Here is a 19,123-nt window from a genome sequence, read left to right as displayed (position 1 = left end):
TTATACTTCAGGAGGGAATAGCCAGCATTTCCCGCGCATTCTCCAGGGCCGCTGCTGTAGGCTTTTCTCCACTCAGCATCTGCGCAATCTTGTTCACCCGCTCCTCTTCCGATAATAAGCGTACGCCGGTAGTTACTTTCTCCGCTTTGGCTTCCTTGTATACAAAGTAATGAGCGTCTGCCTTTCCGGCTATCTGCGGCTGATGGGTGATACAGATAATTTGGTGCGATTTGGCCAGGTTTTTCAAAATGATACCTACCTGACGGGCGGCTTCTCCCGAAATACCAGTGTCTATTTCATCAAAAATAAGTGTAGGCAGGGAAACAGATTGCGCTACCAACGATTTAATACACAACATCAGGCGGCTTAACTCCCCACCGGAAGCTACTTTCCCTACCGGTGCAAACTGGTTGCTCTTATTGGCGTCAAATAAAAAGTCGATAGTGTCCTGTCCATATGGATTCAGTTCGCCGGTTACGATATCTACTTTCAATCGCGCATTAGGCATACCTACCTGCGCCAGCAGCACATTCACCTGCTTTTCGAACGGACTGGCCTGTTCCTGGCGGTAAGCACTGATCACGCCTGCCAGCTGCAGAAGTTGTTCCTTTAAACGGGTTTGTTCCTGCTCCAGGCTAACCAGTTGTTCATCGAGGTTTAATACATTATCCACCTTTACGGTTAGCTCCTCTTTGATGGCCAGCAACTCATCGGTGGTTTGTACGCCATGCTTTTTAAACAAGCGATATCCCAATGCCATTCTTTCATTCACCAGCTCAATGCGTTGTGCATCGTACTGCACCTGGTCGTTGATCTGCTCTACCTCGCCTGCAATATCCTGTAGTTCCAGGTAAGAAGACAATAGGCGCTCAGCAATGGCAGGCATCTCTTTATGAAAAGCAGCCAGTCCCTGCAGGGAAGACTGCAACTGCTTCAATTGTTGCAGGATGGGCTGTTCATCTTCCTTCAGCTGAAAATATACCCGGTTCAGCGTATTCTTTATTTCTTCTGCATGGCTCAGCGTTTGCAGCTCTGATTCCAGGTCTTCTATTTCATGCGTGTTGAAACCTGCATCTGTTAACTCTTCCAGCAGGAAGCGATTATAGTCAAGTTCTTTATTGGCGCTGTCGCGGCTGTCAAACAGCTGCTTGTATTTCTTTTGTACCTGTACGTACTGCACAAATACCTGGTGGTATTGCTGCATTTCTGCCGGTTTATTCACCAGGGCATCAATCACTTCCCGTTGAAAATCGGCGTTACCCAGCGCCAGGGTATCAAATTGCTGATGCAGGTCTACCAGGTAGCTGCTCAGTTCCGATAATTGAGAGATATTAACGGGGGTATCATTTACAAAAGCTCTTGACTTACCAGTAGCACTAATCTCTCTTCTTATGATCAACTGGTCTTCCAGGTCCAGTTCATGTTCCTGGAAGAAGGCAGCCACCTGGGATTTCTTTACTTTAAAGAAGCCTTCGATAATGCATTTGCCGGTTTTATCAAACAATACTCCGGGGTCGGCCCTTTCGCCCAGGATCAGGGAGAGTGCGCCCAATAATATTGATTTACCTGCACCGGTTTCCCCGGTGATCACATTCAGGTTTCCTGAAAAATCTACTTCCAGGTGATCGATAATGGCGTAGTTCGTAATGGTTAATCGCTGTAACATAAGTAAGGAAATTCCTTTATGATGTTGAAAGCTCAGGTTCCGTTCACCCGCTGAATGCCTGCTTTGGCCCGCTGGTCAAGGGAATTCTTATAATCATGCCCTTTCATGCTCAGGCAACGCTGATAACATTCCAGTGCTTTGGCTTTTTCATTTCTTTTTTCATAAATGTAACCCATCTGGAGGGAAGCCCTGGCCGCATAATATTCCGGCCTGTTAGCACCTACTTTCACGGTTACATCATACATGGCAATGGCCTGGTCGTCCTGTCCACTCTCATCATATATCCTTCCCAACCGGTAGGCATATTCCAGTTTATCTTCCATGGCAGGGAAATCGGCTGCTTTCTTTGTCAGCAACATCCCTAGCGCCTTGCTGAAATATCCGCCATCACTCAACAGCCGTACCCTCAGCAGGAACGGATTCGGCCATTTCCCTGCTTTGGCTTCTTTCAGCGCCTGTTTATCTGCATCGGTTTCCACGCCCCCTTTCGTCAGGATCATAGCCCGGTACTTATCCGCTGCCGCCTGGTTGCCTTCCAGGTAATAATACCAGCTGAGTCGCTGTAAACACTCTTTCACATAAAACTTACCCTTGAAGTTATTAACAAACCGCTCCAGGTAAACATGCGCATCGGGATCCAGCCTGGTTAATTTCAACAATCCCATTACATAGTTGTAGTACTGGATATCTTCATACTCCGGCGTATCATTTCGCTCCTGCAATACCTTAATCCCAATCGCAGCTTTCTGGTTATTAAGCGCCAGGTTAGCCACCATTAACGCAAACAGGTAATTATTTTTGGTGTCCAGTTGTTTACGTTGCAGGAAATCCCAGGTATCTTCCGGTTTATTCACAATAAAGAGCGTGAGGTAGCAATAATAGTAGTAGGATTCCTCCCTGAACATTTTTGCTTCCGGGCTATTGCTTTCAATGAACTTGTTCACATTGGCCATGCCTTCCTTCATGCTGCCTTTCAGGCCAAGGATATTGGTGATCCACCGGTATCCTTCCGGGATAGTACCAAATACCGTTTGCATGGCACCCATCAACAGGTTGTTGGGAACAAAGTCGGGGAAAAGCCGTTGATTCTCTTTCAGCATCATATATGCTTTCCTGATTTCCCAGGTAGCATCCCACTTTTCATCGAACTTTATCTTGATCATGGCCCACTGAAACTTTACGGCCGCCTGTGTATACAAATAATAAGGCGAGTCTGAAGGGCCTTCCGACAGCTTATTGAGCCGGAACGACCTTAAACTTCTTTTCTTCGCATATTCCCCTGCATCTTCATTAAAGAAAAGGGGAAAGAAGTCTGCGTAGTTTTCCAGAAAATAAGGCGCCAGGTTGTCCGGGTGCTCCTTTTTTTCCGCTTCCAGCAAAGCCCTTCCCGTACTTATGCGTAATTGCATAATCGCATCATACGCCTGTTCGCAACGGGTATTAAAATCATATACTTTCTGCCTGGCACTTACATTCAACCCTACACCCAGCAGTAACAACAAAGAAAAAATAATACGCATACGGGGAAAATTCCGGAATTAAAGACCAAATCTCACATATCATCTCTCAAATCCCAAATAAACAATTCATTTTTTTAAAGTTGCATTGCCCATCCAATTCCCTGCCACAAAATAAAAGAACTACTACGCAAGGTACCTGCGCAACCGCAGTGATTACAAAGCTAATATAATTAGTAAAACAAAACTAAATAAATTAGTATGTTTTTACGGAGAGGGCTATACGAAAAAGGGCATCCTATGGATGCCCTTTTAATTTCTTATAACAAGTATTACCGGTTAGATCGTTACGGTAGCTTCCAGGTCGTTGTCTACCAGGATGCGGCCGCAGTGCTCACAAACGATAATCTTCTTGTGCTGGCGGATTTCTGCCTGACGTTGAGGAGGAATAGCGTTGAAGCAACCACCGCATGAATCACGTTCTACGGTTACCACAGCCAGACCGTTACGGTAGTTCTTACGGATTTTTTCGTAAGCCTGCAGTAAACGGGGGTCTACCTTGGATTTCGCTTCTTCGCTGTCTTTACGGTAAGCTTTCTCTTCTTTATCAGTTTCAGCAATGATCTTTTCCAGTTCGCCTTTCTTGTGCTTCAGGTTAGCTTCTTTATCAGCTACTGCTTTCTTAGCCATTTCAAGCACGCGACTCTTGTCTTTTATTTCTTCATTCGCATCCTTGATATGCTTTTCAGCCAGCTTGATTTCCAGCGCCTGCATCTCCATTTCCTTGGTGATGGCTTCAAACTCACGGTTATTCTTCACATTATCCTGCTGCTTCTCATACTTCTTGATCAACGCTTCAGCCTCTTTGATGGCGTTCTTCTTGCTGGCCACGAAATCCTGGATACCTTTTACCTCGTTCTCAATGTGAGACTGACGGGTGTTCAATCCTTCGATTTCGTCTTCCAGGTCCTTTACCTCCATCGGCAACTCCCCTTTCAGCACCTGGATTCCATCCAGTTTGGAATCAATCTTCTGTAATCTGAGTACAGACGCTAATTTTTCTTCAACGGAGTATTCTTTTACGGTTGCCATGTATTATAAATAATTTACCGGGTTTGTTTTAATCGTAGATTTAAGAGGCGCAAAATTACGGAATTTTTCAGTCAATATATGATAAAATAATTCCACTGTAAACTGCTCGCTCTCAAAATGTCCGATATCTGCTATAATTAATTGATTTTCAGCATCAAAAAATTCATGATATTTAAAATCTGATGATATGTAGGCATCGGCCCCTGCCGCAATCGCCTGCCTCAACAGGAAACTTCCCGCTCCTCCACATAACGCCACCTTTTTTACGGATTTGCCCCGCAAAGGGGTGTATTTCACACAACCTGCCCGGAACTGCTGCTTCACATATTGCAAAAATTGCATCTCTTCCATCGCCTCCGGCAACTCGCCTATCAACCCTGAACCTACCTCCTGGTAAGCATTATCCAGGCTTACCACATCATAAGCCACCTCTTCGTAGGGATGGGCCGCCAATAGTACCTGTACAATTTTGCCTTCCAAATATACCGGAAAAATCACTTCCAACTTTATTTCTGCCTCAAAATGTCTTTTTCCCGGGGTACCCACATAAGGATTCGTCTCCGCCGACCCTTTAAACGACCCCATCCCCGGCGCGTTGAAGCTCGTTTCGCTATAGTTACCAATATTTCCGGCCCCGGCTGCAAATAATGCGTCCCTTACCTTTTCAACATCGGCTTCGGGCACAAAGGTGTATAACTTTTTCAGTAATCCCCGCTTGGGCTGCAATACCCGGCACGCTTCCAGCCCTAACTTCTCCGCCATCTGCCGGCATACCCCGTTCTTTACGTTGTCGAGGTTCGTATGGGCCGCATACACGGCAATATCATGCTTGATCGCCTTAATAGCCACCCGCTCTACATAGTTTCTCCCATTAATCTTCTTCAATCCCCCAAAAACAATAGGATGATGGGCCACTACCAGGTTACATCCCCGGGCAATCGCCTCGTCTATTACCTCCTCCGTAGCATCAAGTGTCAACAACACATTGGTTACCTCCCAACCGGCATTTCCGAATATAAGCCCCGCATTGTCATAACTCTCCTGGTACTGCAGAGGAGCTAACTCCTCTATCACCTGTATAATCTCTTTGATCTTCATAACTGAAAAATTAATGGTTCATTACCAGCATCAACTAAATTTGCAAAAAAATAAATTTTATGCCCGGAAGCAAATCTACAGCAGAACTATATGCCGAATACAAAATAAAGCTGCAAAAAATTGCAGACGTGAGAAATGCCCTGGCCGTACTGGGCTGGGACCAGGAAACTTATCTCCCGGAAAAAGGCGCCGGATTCCGTGGCCAGCAAATTACTACCCTCAGCACCATCGCACACGAATTGTTTACGGCTCCCGAACTTGACACGGTACTGCAAGCCCTAAAAGGCCAGTCATCACTCGATGCCGTAGCACAAAAAAATATTCTGCTCTCCACGGAAGATTTTGAGAAAAATAAAAAATATCCACCCGCCTTTGTAGCCGAAATGTCTAAGGTTACCAACGAAAGTTATCATGCCTGGATAAAAGCCCGCAAAGCCAATGACTATGATCTCTTTGCCCCGGCGCTGTCTAAAATGATTGCGCTTAAAAAACAGGAAACTGACCTCCTCGGTTATGAGCATCACCCGTATAATGCCCTCCTCAACGAATATGAAAAAGGAGCAAATACAGCAATGCTCGATACCATCTTCGAAGAAGTAAAAACAGCCTTATCTCCCCTGCTGACACAAATAGAACAACAACCTGCTATTCATAAAGATTTTCTCCACAAACACTATGAACGGAATACCCAGTGGCAATTCGGTATCTCCCTGCTGGAAAATATGGGATATGATATGCAGGCAGGCAGGCAGGATATTTCCGAACACCCGTTTACAACCAGCTTCAACCCACATGATGTAAGAGTCACCACCCGCATCGACGAAAACGACTTCGGTAATATGACCTGGAGCTGTATCCATGAAGGCGGACATGCCCTGTATGAACAAGGACTGCCCACCGAACAATATGGACTCCCCTGCGGTGAAGCAACCAGCCTGGGCATCCACGAGTCGCAATCGCGCCTTTGGGAAAACAACGTAGGACGCAGCCTTATTTTCTGGCAGTATCATTATCCCCGTTTACAGCAACTATTCCCGGAAAACCTCGGCAATGTTACACTGGAGACATTTTACCGCGCTATCAACAAAGTACAGCCGTCCCTGATCCGTACGGAAGCCGATGAACTGACCTATCACTTCCATATTATGATCCGGTATGAAATTGAAAAAGGATTAATAGACGGAAGTATCCCCGTGAAAGACCTGAAACATACCTGGAATGAATATTACCGCCGATACCTGCACGTAACCGTACCCGACGATGTACAGGGCGTATTGCAGGATATCCACTGGTCGCACGGCAGCTTTGGCTATTTCCCTACCTATTCCCTGGGCAGCTTTTACGCCGCACAATTCTTTACCGCTGCACAGCATCAGGTACCCGGACTGGATAACAGTATAGCCACCGGCAACTACCAGCCATTACTCGATTGGTTGCGTACTAATATTCATCCTTTCGGAAGATTCTATACCTCTAATGAATTGTGTAAAAAGGTAACCGGGAAACCATTGGCATTCGGCGATTTCCTGGCTTATGCCCAAAAGAAATACAGTGGTATCTACCAGTTTTGATGATAAAAGAAGGGGAGAGATCATAAGCATCTCTCCCCTTCTTTTTATCAGTTAACGGTAAGATATACTAGTAGTCGCCAAACATTTTCTTCAGTTTCGGCATAAAATTAATAAACACTTCGGATCCCTGCCGGGCAGGATGGGAATTATAACAGGCCTGCAACACCTTGATATCGAAAAGCGGGGCAAACAATTCCTGGTATTCTGCTGCTGACCCTCCGTATGGCGGCCCTGCCTGGGGGAAATCACGATCAAACAATACCCCCACCAGGTGCCCTCCGGGACGGATCAGCGAGTGCATATGCCTTACGTAATCCATCCGGCGGGACGGGTCGATGGCACAAAAGAAGGTTTGCTCCAATACCAGGTCATAGGTACCGGTATGTGTAAAAAAATCCTCCTCCAACACCTTTACACGGGTACGGTTAAACGTTGCACGCAGTTTTTCTATTAATACCGGGGCAATATCCAGTACCGTTACATCACTGAATGCCTGCCCTGCCAGGTAGGCGGCTTCATAACTGTTGCCGCCACCGGGAATGAGTATACGAATATCCCGGTTATGCACCTGGTCGATATACGCTTTCAACGGTGGCGATACTTCTCCCATATCCCACCCTGTAGCGCCACTGATATACCTGTCATTCCAGTACTGACTATCCATATCCAATATTCTTTTATGCTAAGTTACGGCCATTCAACAACATACATAAAACCCAAGGTTTTCCGAACATTATTAGTATTTTTATACTTTGTAACACACCTATGAACTGGCCTTAATGCCAACCTATGCCATGAAAAGCCTACATCGTCATCTGCGGATTGTCACCAGACACATTGCCCTTAGTCTGCTCCCCATATTTATCATGGCTGTTGCCGCCCATGCTCAATCTGTTTCCATCAGCGCAGATAAAACAGCCGGTTGCCCCCCGTTCCTGGTTAACTTTTCCGCCACACTGGATCCTGGTTATCAACATATTGAATGGGATTTCGGGCTAGGCGCCAATGTTACCAATGAATTGACCCCTTCCAAAACTTTTCAGAATCCGGGAGTCTATCATGTGAAAATGATGGCCACCTATGGTGCCAACATCATCACCAGGCAGGTAGATATCCAGGTATATAATAAGCCGGTAGTAAATTTCACTACCGTAAACCTCAGCGGATGCGCCCCATTTATGGCCGCTTTCAAAGACCAGTCCACCCCCGGAGATGGTACCATCACAGATATTACCTGGGATTTTGGAGATGGCGGTGGCGGTAATGGCGCCAACGTTACACATACCTTTACGCAACCGGCCACTTACAACGTGGTGAGCGTAGTAACCAACTCCAAAGGGTGTTCCAGCGCAGGCGGACCAGTTGCAGTAAAAGTACAGAGCGCCCCCGCACCCTCCTTTACTGCCGACAAAACACAAAGCTGCACGGCTCCGTTAACCGTCAACTTTTTCAATACAACAGTTAATAATTCGCCCGATCCGGTTACCTATGCCTGGGACTACGGGGACGGCAGTACGGGAACTGCTAACCAGCACAACTATACGAAACCAGGCAGGTACACTGTAAAGCTCACCGCCACTACCAATGCCGGCTGCACGGCCCCACTGATCAAAACCGATTATATCGTTATAGAACAGGTGAAACCGTCTTTCACTGCTTCACTGGCATGTGCCGGACAAACCGTCAATTTTAAAAATACCACCCAACCTGCACCAGATAAGGTTACCTGGGCGTTCCCAGATGGTACAACCCAAACCACTACGGATGCGGTAAAACAATTTTCTACACCCGGCGACTATCTCGTTAAAATGCAGGCCTCCCTGGGCACGTGTATGGAAGAAGTACAGCAAACCCTCCACGTAAATCCCCTACCACAGATCGACCCGGTAGCAACGCCTGTCAGCGCCTGTAATACGCCCTTTACCACCCAGTTTAACGCCACCTCTTCCAACGCTACTTCCTGGAACTGGAACTTTGGAGACGGAACCAGTACCACTTTGGAAAATCCATCACATATTTATACGAAAGAAGGTACCTATACCATTAGCCTGACCGCTACCACTACCCTGGGATGCAGCAACACCGTGAGTAAACGCGATTATATCAGCATCGTAAAACCTAATCTCAGTGTATACCGCAGCACCGCAGAAGGATGTATTCCCCTGCCGGTAGACTTCTACGCAGAAATTGACCTTCCTGATCCGATCATCAGCTATCAATGGAATTTCGGAGATGGCTCAACTTCTACGGATGCCAAACCTCATCATATTTTTACGAAAGAAGGTATCTTCTTTGTGACCTTAACTATTAAAACAGCGGGTGGTTGTACTGCCACCGGCCAAACCGTCATCAGCGCCGGCCAAAAGCCAGTTGTTGACTTTGTAGCTACCCCGCTGAAATCGTGTGCCAAAGACCCTGTACAGTTTACCAATCTCTCCACACCCCGCGGTACATCCTGGAACTGGACCTTCGTACAGGACCAAAGCACCAGCACCGATGAAAATCCTAACCACCGTTTCAATGAAATCGGGAGTCATGATATCATACTGGAAGTGAATAACTATGGCTGCCGCGTGCAGTTAATGAAAAAAGACTACATACAGATCATTCCGCCTATTGCCCGTTTTAATACCGCACCGGATTGCGCAAATCCCTACCATCGCAAGTTTACAGACAATTCTACTTTTGGGCCTATTCCTACTGCCGTAAAAACATGGTTCTGGGAATTTGGTGAAAATGGCGCTACGTCTACCGATCAAAGCCCTGACTTCACCTACAAGACCACTGGTATCAAACAGGTAAAACTCACCATCGACAATGGCATCTGTACTTCAACTACCACTCAGTCGGTCAATATCATTGATGAACATCCGGTTATCACGCCTAACAAACCGCGCATCTGCCGCGGCGAAAATATCAGCATGACCCTGGGCCCGATCAACAATGACAATATCAATGAATACAGCTGGGATTGGGGCGACGGCACTCCCCCCCAAACCATACCGGCATTTAGTTTTGATCCCGGTCAACCGGTAACGCATCAATATAATAAAACAGGTACGTTTGCCATCCAACTGACCATTACTGATAAAAACAGCTGTACCAGGACGTCGGCTCCGGTTACTATCGACGTCAACGGGTCTGATCCGGACTTCGACTATGTGGGTAAAAAATGTAAGGATGAAATTTTCACATTCACAGATAAATCCACCACCAATGCCGGCAACCAGATACTGAGCTGGCAATGGGATTTTGGAGATCAGAGTGCCAAAGAAACCTATACTACTCAGCCGGTAGGGATTAAACACACTTATACTAACGCAAACGACTATACGGTAATACTTACCGTAACAGATAAATTCAGTTGTGTGGTGAAAGCACAGAAAGTGATTGCCTTTGAAAAAGTAAAGGCCGATTTCATGGTACCCACCAACATCGCCTGCCTGGATAAAGCGTTTACTTTTGTTGACCAGTCCCAAGGCAACATACAACAATATGCCTGGGATTTTGGTGACAATACCACAGGTACCGGCAGCAATCCAAGCAAAATATACAGCGCTCCCGGTACTTACCCGGTAACGCTTAAAGTAACTACTGCCGGCGGATGTACAGACCAAATCACCAAACCCAACTTTATTACGGTTCCTGATCCAAAGGCCTCTTTTAAAATCCCCGATAACCTCGACTTATGTCCGCCAGTGAAAGTATTGTTTACTAATACCTCTACCGGTTATAAAAATGCCAACTGGGATTTCGGAGATAATGGGACTTCTACGAAAAATGATCCGGATGTGCATATTTACGCCCGGGCCAAAACGTATAACGTGGTGCTTACTGTTTATTCCGAAGGAGGATGTGCCAGTACCGCTACTTTACCTATTACTATAAAGGGTCCTGATGGCACTATGAAAACAACGCCTACCCAGGGTTGTGTACCATTGGATATTAGTATCAGCGCCACCTCGATAAAAACAGACAGCTATATGTGGGACTTTGACGATGGCACCGTATTAACTTCGAAAACACCCGTTTCTCCCGCCCATACGTATACGAAACCAGGCATCTATTATCCCAGGGTATCGCTGCAGGATGACCAGGGCTGTGTTGTAAAAGCAGATGGGAATGATAAAATTATTGTGGATAAAGCAACTGCTGATTTTACCACCGATGATTTTAAAGTGTGTGGTGGCGGCAAGGTTACCTTTACCAATAAAAGTAAAACCCTTACCAAAGATTCACTGGCGCTGGATTTCAGCAATGCGTGGGATTTCGGCGTACCTGGCGATCCCAATAACAACGCCGGCACCTTTAATGGCACCTTCAATTATCCACAGCCTGGTACTACCAATGTAACGCTGCGGGTAACGAGCGCCTATGGCTGCAAAGACGATAAAACACTGCCGGTAGTGATTCCACCGCAGGCCGTGCCGGTCATCGCCCCTATTGCACCGTTGTGCGTTTCCGGCAAGGTACAGTTATCCGGTAGCGACAGTAAAAATGTGCCGGGCACCAAATGGCGATGGCAGGTAGGCCCCAATCAAACATACGATCAGCCCGTACCACCAGAAATCACATTGAGCGCAGCTGGCACTACTCCCGTTACGCTAACCATTACCAACGCCGACGGCTCCTGCCCCGCTACTGCTACCACCAGTATGGTGGTTAATCCTTCACCGGTATTGAACCCGTCGCCGGATGTGGCATCCATTTGCCGTGGCGCCGCCTTGCAGCTGCAAGCCAATACCACCGCTAATGTTAAGGTAGTGTGGACTGACTATAATATCTCAGACCCGGCCAGTGTATCTCCTACGGTAAAACCGGATATAGATACAGTTTACCAGGTACTGGCTACTAACGAATACGGTTGTACGAATAAAGCGGAAATACCGGTGAGTGTAATGCAACCGTTCCGCATCTACGCGCTGGATGCAGAAATGTGTGAGGGTGAAACCGTACAAATGCTGGCTGGCGGCGCCTTGCGCTATCAATGGATTCCGGCACGCGGACTTAACCGCGCCGATATCGCCAACCCGATAGCCAGTCCGGACGGCAATATTACTTACCAGGTAGTAGGATATAACAACAGCACCTGTTTCACGGATACAGTACTGGCCAGGGTATATGTTCGCACCGCGCCGAAAGTAAATGCCGGCCCGGACATCGTTACCGCCACTGGTTCCGTAATCCCGTTGCCTGTTACCGGTAGCGATGATATTACCCAGGTAGAATGGACTCCTATCCAGGGCCTCAATTGTTATAATTGCCTCGCGCCAACGGCCACACCTACCGACGATATTACTTACCATGTGAAAGTAACCAACCGCTTTGGGTGTGTAAGTACAGATGATGTGGCGATTAAACTGGTATGCGATGAAGGCAATGTATTCATTCCCAATTCCTTTTCTCCTAATGGTGATGGTCAGAATGATGTTTTTTATGTACGGGGAAAAGGCATGCAAACCATCCGGCGCTTCCGGGTATTTAACCGTTGGGGACAATTGGTGTTTGAGCGGCTCAACGCCAATACCAATGACCCGGCAGCCGGATGGGACGGCCGTTTCAACGGAACGCCGCTCAATCCTGATGTATTTGTTTACTACGTGGAAGTGGTATGCGATAAAGGTGCAGTAAACCTGTTGAAGGGCAATATTACCCTCATCCGGTAAACCGTGTTTTCTGATGCATTGACAACCGAGCACTACCGTTCACTAATGTCAATCGTCAAAAAATCCGAAAAATCAAAAAATTTATATATGTAATTTTTATTAATTTGTGCAGTCATTCAGTCAATGGAAAACCTGTGTACCTATGAAATCCCTACAGGCAACGTGTTTACGGACATTTCTGCTCATTGCAAGTCTTTTACCTGCCAATAACTTACTGGCACAGAAAGCGGATTTTACCTATACCGCATCGCCGGGTAACTTATGTACACCCGTTACTCTTACTTTAAAGAATAACAGCACCGGGACACCTATTGCCTATAACTGGGATTTTGGAGATGGCAGGACTTCTCACGACCCTGAGCCACAAATCACCTATACCAACGGCGGGCCGGTTAAAATTACGCTGGAAGCTCAGTATAAAGTAAATGGCGGCATTATTACCAGCACCTACTGGCGGGACATTATTCTTGGCAGCACCCCTGTTGTCAATTTCTCTGCTGATATTACCAAAAGTTGTAAAGCTTACACCGCCAATTTCACCGATGCCACACCCGGCGCGGCCAACCGCACCTGGGACTTTGGAGATGGAACAGTGGTTACTACCAGCAACGCCTATATGCCACACAATTACACCCAGGCAGGCAAATATGATGTAACCCTCACCGTTACTAACAGTAACGGTTGTACGGGCACTTTGAAAAAAACAGCTTATATCGACATCTCGCTGCCCTCGCTGGACCTGGCCACCCCGTTGTCGGGCTGCGTCCCTTATACCGCGGTATTCAATGGACTCTCTTCCAATGACATGAACGATCCCGTAATATCTTATGCCTGGAATTTCGGAGACGGCAATACGCAAACCACCAATGGAGGCAATGTGAGCCATGTATATACACAAACAGGTACCTACAATGTAGGCGTTACCATTACCACACAAAACCAATGCGTGGTAACAAAGTCGTTCGATAAATTTGTACATACCGGTAATCCCCCTTCCAATGTAGGCTTCACGGTATCGCCCACCAGCAGTTGTGTAGGCGAGCCTGTACGCTTACTGGCCAACGCTAATTTTGCAGATACCTACAGTTGGGATTTCGGAGATGGTACTACCAGCGAAGGCAGTAATAATGATATCAAACACTCCTTCGCCACCAATGGTACCCTGACCGTGCAGATGAAAGCAGGTAGCAATGGCTGTTTTACCGCCGCTCCCCCGGCTACCGTGGTGATCACCGGGCCAGTTTCACACTTTAGCCTAATGCGCGATTGTACAGATAAAAGCAAATTTATTTTCACCAACCAATCTACCGGCATCAATGCCAACAGTACTTTTGAGTGGGATTTTGGAGATAATACACCTGTGGTGAACACCCGGGATGCCGCGCATAATTATACCACGCCCGGCAACTATACCGTGCGCCTGACCATTGGGGAAAACGGTACCAACTGCAGCCACAGCAGCTTCCAGACAATATACTACTTCAAAGCCGATTTTACCAGTGGCGTAAGTTCTATCTGCCGGGGCAGCAATGCTACCTATGAAGTACTCAATGTGCCGCTGGCACTGGTGTCTAGCTATACCTGGCAACTGGGCGACGGAACGGTATACACGACCACCGATCAGAGTTACGTGAAAACCTGGACCATGGCCGGCACCTTCAATAATAAACTAACGATCCGGTATAAAGATCCTGCCTATTGTGATGATATTGTGTTTAAACCCAATGATATCAGCATACTGGCTCCTATAGCTAATTTTACCACCAGCTGGCCTACCTGTGCCGGTCAACCGGTTAGCTTTACCAATACTACGGTTACTTCTCCCAATATCCCTATCACCGACTGGTTTTGGGAGCTGGGCAACGGACAAACGGCTAAATCACAAACGCCTCCAGGTACCAAGTATACTACCTCTGGTCCGCAGCAGGTAAAGCTCGTGGTAACCGATGCCCGCAATTGTAAGGATTCCATCACACAAACGGTAAATATCAATGCAACACCTTTTGTAAAGGCATCTGCCCAGCAGGCTAAGATCTGCGAGGGCAACAGTGTATCGCTTAATGCCTTATCTGATGGCACGGTGCAATGGTTGTCCGGCGCAGGACTTAGCTGTACATCCTGCACTGATCCTGTAGCAACACCGCTGGTAAATACCCGTTACCTGGTGCAGGCCACTAATGCCAAAGGATGTACGGTATTTGATTCTACAGATGTAGCGGTTGTTCCTAAAGTCAATCTCACGGTCAGTAAAGATACCATTGCCTGCTATGGCACTTCCGTACAACTGAAGGCCAGCGGCGCCGCTATTTATAACTGGACACCCGTTACAGGGCTGACCAGCAACACCATTGCCAATCCCATTACTACGCCGATAGCAGATATCACCTACCAGGTAACCGGCACCAACGATCCACTGTGTCCTATGAGTGCACCGTTGTCGGTAAAGGTAGCGGTGAAGCCCGTGCCACAGGTCAGTGCCGGAAAAGACCAGACCCTTACCGTGGGCGATGTGGTAAAGCTGATGGCCAGTGGCAGTGCAGATATCGTACAGTGGAAATGGAGCCCTGAAGATTATCTCGACAATCCCAGTTCCCCTTACGTTACTGCTGCCGTACGTAAACCAATGACCTACAGTGTTACCGGTACCAACCAGTTTGGATGCAGCAAAAGCGATGTGGTAAAAATAGACCTGATCTGCAACACCGATGTCATCTTCATTCCCAATACTTTCAGTCCCAACGGCGACGGACAAAACGACGTTTTTTATCCCCGCGGTAAAGGCATCAGCATGATTAAATCTTTCCGCATTTTTAATCGCTGGGGACAAGAGGTATATCACCGGGAACGTATTAACATAGACGATATTACTACGGGCTGGAATGGCACGCTCAATGGGAAACCGCAACCTGCCGATGTATACATTTATTTCATCGAGGCATATTGCGACACCAATGATTTCTTTCAGCTAAAAGGCAACGTAACATTACTCAGATAATTATTTAACCTGGTTATTATGAAAACCGTATACCGCATATTACTGGCGATTATTGGCACTGCAACGGCCACACAATTGTATGCACAGGATATACATCTTTCCCAGTTTTATGAAACGCCCATACTGCGCAATCCAGCGCTGATAGGTATTTTCAACGGCGATGTGCGCGTGCAGGCGGTGTATCGCAACCAGTGGAACAGTGTAACCATCCCTTACCAGACCGGGACCCTGAGCGGCGAAATAAAATTCCCCGTAGGACGCAGCAATGACTATGTAACCACCGGTTTACAACTTACCTACGACCGGGCAGGTACTTCTAAGCTACAGTCTACCCAGATATTCCCGGCCATCAACTATCATAAATCGCTCAATGAAGACAAGAGCAGTTTTCTTTCGTTAGGGTTTATGGGAGGCTATGTACAGCGCCAGTTTGATCCGGGTAACATGACTTTCAACAACCAGTATACCAATGGCCGCTTTGACCCGACGATGCCTACCGGCGAAGAAGGTAAGCTGGCGTTTAAAGGATACAGCTATCTTGATATGGGGGTGGGCCTCAGCTACAATGGCGTGATCAGGGAAGATGTGAATTACTTTATCGGGGCTGGCTATTTCCACTTCAATGGCGCTAAAATTTCCTTTTACAACGATCAAAATATCGTACTACAGCCTAAAATAACGTTCAACGCCGGTATTACCATTCCGGTAGATGAGCGGGTAAAAGTGATTGCGCACTACAACCAGTTGCACCAGGGAACTTACTCAGAATATATCGGGGGAGCGCTGATCGGGTATGGCCTGATGAACCAGGGGCTGGAGTCTACCCGGGCTATTTATGGGGGAATGTTCCTGCGGTGGAACGACGCGATTATTCCCACCATCAAAATTGATATGGATAAATACGAGGTGGCCATGAGTTATGACACCAATATTTCCAACCTGCGTACTGCCAGCCAAACTTTCGGGGGCTTTGAAATCTCATTGGTTTTCAAGGGCTTCCTCAATAGCCGGAACTCAACATTGGAAAGCTTAAATTGCCCAAGATTTTAAATAACAGAAAATCAATTACTTATGAAGAAATTATTCAAGCGTTAAAATTTACATAAAAAAGCGAAAAAAGCTAACAAAATGGCTCTTGGTTTGTTATTTTTATGTAGAAAAGGTCCCCTTGTGGGCCTGAATTTATCAAACAAAAATTAGGAAATATTTGAAAAAAACTTTATTTTTATAATACTATGTGGAAAACCTCTACCCTGATTCTCATAATGGTTTTAAGCTTGCTGCCGGTTACCGGCATTGCGCAAAGCGAAAAATCCCAACCTAATACGGAGGGGGGTAATAAGATCGTGAAACTATATCCCAACCCCGCTACTACCACCATCAATTTTGAAATTCAACAGCATAATAACGATCGCTTGTACGATCTTATTGTATACAATTTCCTGGGAAAGAAAATAGACCAGTTAAAAGGCATCGGGCCACGTACCACCGTTAGCCTGGATAACTATTACAATGGCCTGTATATTTTCCAGTTGCGCGACCAGCGTGGCAACCTGATAGAGTCGGGTAAGTTCAATGTCGTCAAGTAGTTCAGATACATCTGGCATCAAAATAAAAAAGGAAAAGTCACGATATGCATCGTGACTTTTCCTTTTTTATTTGTGTCATCCTCAGGATACTTCTACAATGAGGAACTTCAGATAAGTTGTATTCTCGATGTTTCTCAGGATGGGATGATCCTGGGCTTGCGTCTGGAAAGTTACCTGGCGTAATCTTTTCTTGGCATCCCTGGCTGCCGCATCGATGGTTTGGAGAAACAGGTCGGGCGATACCAGGTTGGTGCAGGAAGCCGTTACCAGGAAACCTCCTGGCTTCAACAATTTCATGCCGCGCAGGTTAATTTCCTTATAACCCGTTACTGCTTTCTGAATATTTTCGCGGCTTTTGGTAAAGGCGGGTGGATCCAGTATCACTACGTCAAATTTCTTCTCTTCCCGGGTCCATTGTTTCAGCTGATCAAATGCGTTGACAGCCTGGAACTGGCAGACATCCTGGAGATTGTTCAGCTCCGCATTTCTGCGGGCGGTGTGAACGGCTGTTTCGGAAATATCCAGTCCCAGCACACTTTTAGCGCCATAAAAACCCGCATGGCAGGAGAAGGTGCCGGTATAGCAAAACGCTTCCATGACGTCGGCGTCTTTAACGATATGTTTTATTTCACGACGGTTGTCCTGTTGATCGAGGAAGTAGCCGGTTTTCTGGCCATTTACCACATCTACATGGAACTTCAATCCATTTTCATTGATGATGAGGTTCGTGTCGAAGGGCGCACTGAGGAAGCCTTTTTGCTGGGTCATGCCTTCGAGTTCTCTTACAGGTACATCGTTTCTTTCGTAGATACCTTTGGGAGAAAAGATACGGTTGATGGCATCCACGATGGCATCTTTCCACCGTTCCATTCCCAGGGCCAGGGTTTGTATAACGAAGTAATCATTGAACTTGTCGATCACCAGTGCAGGCAAATCATCTGCTTCTCCATATACCAGGCGGCAGTTTTCCACATAACCCAGTTTCTGCCGGTATTGCCAGCATTTCAGCAGGCGGCGGTAAAAGAATTCCGGGTTAATTTCTTCTGATTTATCGCGGGTAAGCAAGCGTACCAATATTTGCGATTGTGGGTTAATATAACCACGGCCCAGGAAAAAGCCCTTATGCGTATATACATCTACAATTTCACCGGCATTCACCTCTCCTTTTATTTCAGCTACCTCGTTGCCAAAAATCCAGGGATGTCCTTGTAATACCCTGTTTTGTATCTGCTTCTTTAAAAAAACTTTAGTCATTTAGCGTATTTCGAGGGGCAAAGGTAGCTATTTAGCGGGGAAGCTTCGCATTTTCGGCTTTTTCTGCCTTTTTGTCGCCAAAACTCCTGTTGGCAAAGAAATTGACTGGTACCTACAGCAGACAATTATTACTTATTATGACAGAAAACGAAAAAGACATGCAGACAAACGGTCAGGCTAACGCTGGTAGCGAAAACGAGCAAAGCATGCCAGAAGAAAATATAAGCAATAGTTCAAATACGAATAATGAGTCAGATGAAGTGACTGCGCTGGAGAAAAAAGAACAGGAAGTCAACGAAATCCGCGATAAATACCTGAGATTACAGGCAGAGTTTGACAATTATCGTAAACGTACTGCCAAAGAACGTATAGAGCTGATGCAAACCGCCAACAAAGAAGTTATCATATCTTTGCTGGATGTACTGGATGATAGCGACAGGGCTGTTAAACAGTTAGAAAACGCCACAGATGTCAGTGCTGTAAAAGACGGTGTGATGCTGGTGTTTAACAAATTGAAAAATACCCTGCAAGCGAAGGGACTGAAGCCAATGGAGAGTATCCACACCTCATTTGATCCGGACCTGCACGATGCCATTACTGAGATTCCTGCTCCTACGCCGGAGCTGACAGGTAAGGTAGTAGACACCTTGCAACCAGGTTATTATCTGAATGACAAATTAATCCGTCATGCTAAGGTAATTGTGGGTAAATAAATGACGATGTGGCATTATCTCA

At 46.5% G+C, this 19,123-nt stretch carries 12 protein-coding genes; 6 read left to right on the top strand and 6 right to left on the bottom strand.

The annotated features are described in order from the left end of the window. Window positions 1–7: 7 nt before the first annotated feature. The 4 genes from recN to FHW36_RS07560 form a co-directional block, all read right to left on the bottom strand. Window positions 8–1,666 carry a DNA repair protein RecN gene (gene recN, locus FHW36_RS07575; protein WP_145664855.1) on the bottom strand — a complete coding sequence of 553 codons (1,659 nt, stop codon included), beginning with the start codon at window positions 1,664–1,666 and terminating at the stop codon, window positions 8–10. Between the two features lie 32 nt (window positions 1,667–1,698). After that, window positions 1,699–3,186: a tetratricopeptide repeat protein gene (locus FHW36_RS07570; RefSeq protein WP_145664841.1), complete on the bottom strand. Its 1,488-nt coding sequence runs from the start codon at window positions 3,184–3,186 to the stop codon at window positions 1,699–1,701. 276 nt (window positions 3,187–3,462) lie between these two features. Beyond that, complete coding sequence (locus FHW36_RS07565) at window positions 3,463–4,215, bottom strand: zinc ribbon domain-containing protein (RefSeq protein ID WP_145664830.1); 753 nt, start codon at window positions 4,213–4,215, stop codon at window positions 3,463–3,465. Between the two features lie 3 nt (window positions 4,216–4,218). Continuing rightward, window positions 4,219–5,313 (bottom strand): Nif3-like dinuclear metal center hexameric protein, encoded by a 1,095-nt coding sequence (locus tag FHW36_RS07560; RefSeq protein WP_145664827.1) that lies wholly within the window; start codon window positions 5,311–5,313, stop codon window positions 4,219–4,221. Window positions 5,314–5,372: 59 nt separating this feature from the next. On the opposite strand from FHW36_RS07560, the gene FHW36_RS07555 reads away from it, so the two are divergent. After that, window positions 5,373–6,884, top strand: coding sequence for a carboxypeptidase M32 (locus FHW36_RS07555; protein WP_145664824.1), 1,512 nt, complete (start codon window positions 5,373–5,375; stop codon window positions 6,882–6,884). A 67-nt stretch (window positions 6,885–6,951) separates the two neighbouring features. Here the strand turns inward: FHW36_RS07555 and FHW36_RS07550 are convergent, their stop codons facing one another. After that, window positions 6,952–7,548 (bottom strand): methyltransferase domain-containing protein, encoded by a 597-nt coding sequence (locus FHW36_RS07550; protein WP_145664821.1) that lies wholly within the window; start codon window positions 7,546–7,548, stop codon window positions 6,952–6,954. Window positions 7,549–7,678: 130 nt separating this feature from the next. Here FHW36_RS07550 and FHW36_RS07545 point away from each other — a divergent pair, with 130 nt between their 5' ends. The 4 genes from FHW36_RS07545 (at window position 7,679) to FHW36_RS07530 (ending at window position 17,134) form a co-directional block, all read left to right on the top strand. Continuing rightward, the gene (locus FHW36_RS07545; protein ID WP_186452331.1) at window positions 7,679–12,550 is read left to right on the top strand and encodes a PKD domain-containing protein; all 4,872 of its coding nucleotides are present in this window, start codon (window positions 7,679–7,681) and stop codon (window positions 12,548–12,550) included. A gap of 142 nt (window positions 12,551–12,692) precedes the next feature. Then, window positions 12,693–15,545: a PKD domain-containing protein gene (locus FHW36_RS07540; protein ID WP_145664816.1), complete on the top strand. Its 2,853-nt coding sequence runs from the start codon at window positions 12,693–12,695 to the stop codon at window positions 15,543–15,545. Between the two features lie 18 nt (window positions 15,546–15,563). Next, entirely contained in the window at window positions 15,564–16,595 is a 1,032-nt protein-coding gene (locus tag FHW36_RS07535) for a PorP/SprF family type IX secretion system membrane protein (RefSeq protein WP_145664813.1), read from the top strand. A 215-nt stretch (window positions 16,596–16,810) separates the two neighbouring features. Then, entirely contained in the window at window positions 16,811–17,134 is a 324-nt protein-coding gene (locus tag FHW36_RS07530) for a T9SS type A sorting domain-containing protein (protein ID WP_168739960.1), read from the top strand. An 81-nt stretch (window positions 17,135–17,215) separates the two neighbouring features. On the opposite strand, the gene FHW36_RS07525 is transcribed toward FHW36_RS07530, so the two are convergent. Then, the gene (locus FHW36_RS07525; RefSeq protein ID WP_145664807.1) at window positions 17,216–18,388 is read right to left on the bottom strand and encodes a class I SAM-dependent rRNA methyltransferase; all 1,173 of its coding nucleotides are present in this window, start codon (window positions 18,386–18,388) and stop codon (window positions 17,216–17,218) included. A 137-nt stretch (window positions 18,389–18,525) separates the two neighbouring features. Here FHW36_RS07525 and FHW36_RS07520 point away from each other — a divergent pair, with 137 nt between their 5' ends. Beyond that, window positions 18,526–19,101 (top strand): nucleotide exchange factor GrpE, encoded by a 576-nt coding sequence (locus FHW36_RS07520; protein WP_246121097.1) that lies wholly within the window; start codon window positions 18,526–18,528, stop codon window positions 19,099–19,101. Window positions 19,102–19,123 lie beyond the last annotated feature (22 nt).

It is taken from the genome of Chitinophaga polysaccharea, from assembly GCF_007829335.1.
Taxonomy (GTDB): domain Bacteria; phylum Bacteroidota; class Bacteroidia; order Chitinophagales; family Chitinophagaceae; genus Chitinophaga; species Chitinophaga polysaccharea_B.
The sequence above is the reverse complement of the archived record's forward strand: the minus strand, read 5'-3'. Positions and strand labels throughout refer to the sequence as shown.

What these genes read in the sequence shown, in the direction of transcription:
- recN (WP_145664855.1), bottom strand. Translation starts at nt 1,666, where the DNA reads ATGTTACAGCGATTAACCATTACGAACTACGCCATTATCGATCACCTG.
- FHW36_RS07570 (WP_145664841.1), bottom strand. Translation starts at nt 3,186, where the DNA reads ATGCGTATTATTTTTTCTTTGTTGTTACTGCTGGGTGTAGGGTTGAAT.
- FHW36_RS07565 (WP_145664830.1), bottom strand. Translation starts at nt 4,215, where the DNA reads ATGGCAACCGTAAAAGAATACTCCGTTGAAGAAAAATTAGCGTCTGTA.
- FHW36_RS07560 (WP_145664827.1), bottom strand. Translation starts at nt 5,313, where the DNA reads ATGAAGATCAAAGAGATTATACAGGTGATAGAGGAGTTAGCTCCTCTG.
- FHW36_RS07555 (WP_145664824.1), top strand. Translation starts at nt 5,373, where the DNA reads ATGCCCGGAAGCAAATCTACAGCAGAACTATATGCCGAATACAAAATA.
- FHW36_RS07550 (WP_145664821.1), bottom strand. Translation starts at nt 7,548, where the DNA reads ATGGATAGTCAGTACTGGAATGACAGGTATATCAGTGGCGCTACAGGG.
- FHW36_RS07545 (WP_186452331.1), top strand. Translation starts at nt 7,679, where the DNA reads ATGAAAAGCCTACATCGTCATCTGCGGATTGTCACCAGACACATTGCC.
- FHW36_RS07540 (WP_145664816.1), top strand. Translation starts at nt 12,693, where the DNA reads ATGAAATCCCTACAGGCAACGTGTTTACGGACATTTCTGCTCATTGCA.
- FHW36_RS07535 (WP_145664813.1), top strand. Translation starts at nt 15,564, where the DNA reads ATGAAAACCGTATACCGCATATTACTGGCGATTATTGGCACTGCAACG.
- FHW36_RS07530 (WP_168739960.1), top strand. Translation starts at nt 16,811, where the DNA reads ATGGTTTTAAGCTTGCTGCCGGTTACCGGCATTGCGCAAAGCGAAAAA.
- FHW36_RS07525 (WP_145664807.1), bottom strand. Translation starts at nt 18,388, where the DNA reads ATGACTAAAGTTTTTTTAAAGAAGCAGATACAAAACAGGGTATTACAA.
- FHW36_RS07520 (WP_246121097.1), top strand. Translation starts at nt 18,526, where the DNA reads ATGACAGAAAACGAAAAAGACATGCAGACAAACGGTCAGGCTAACGCT.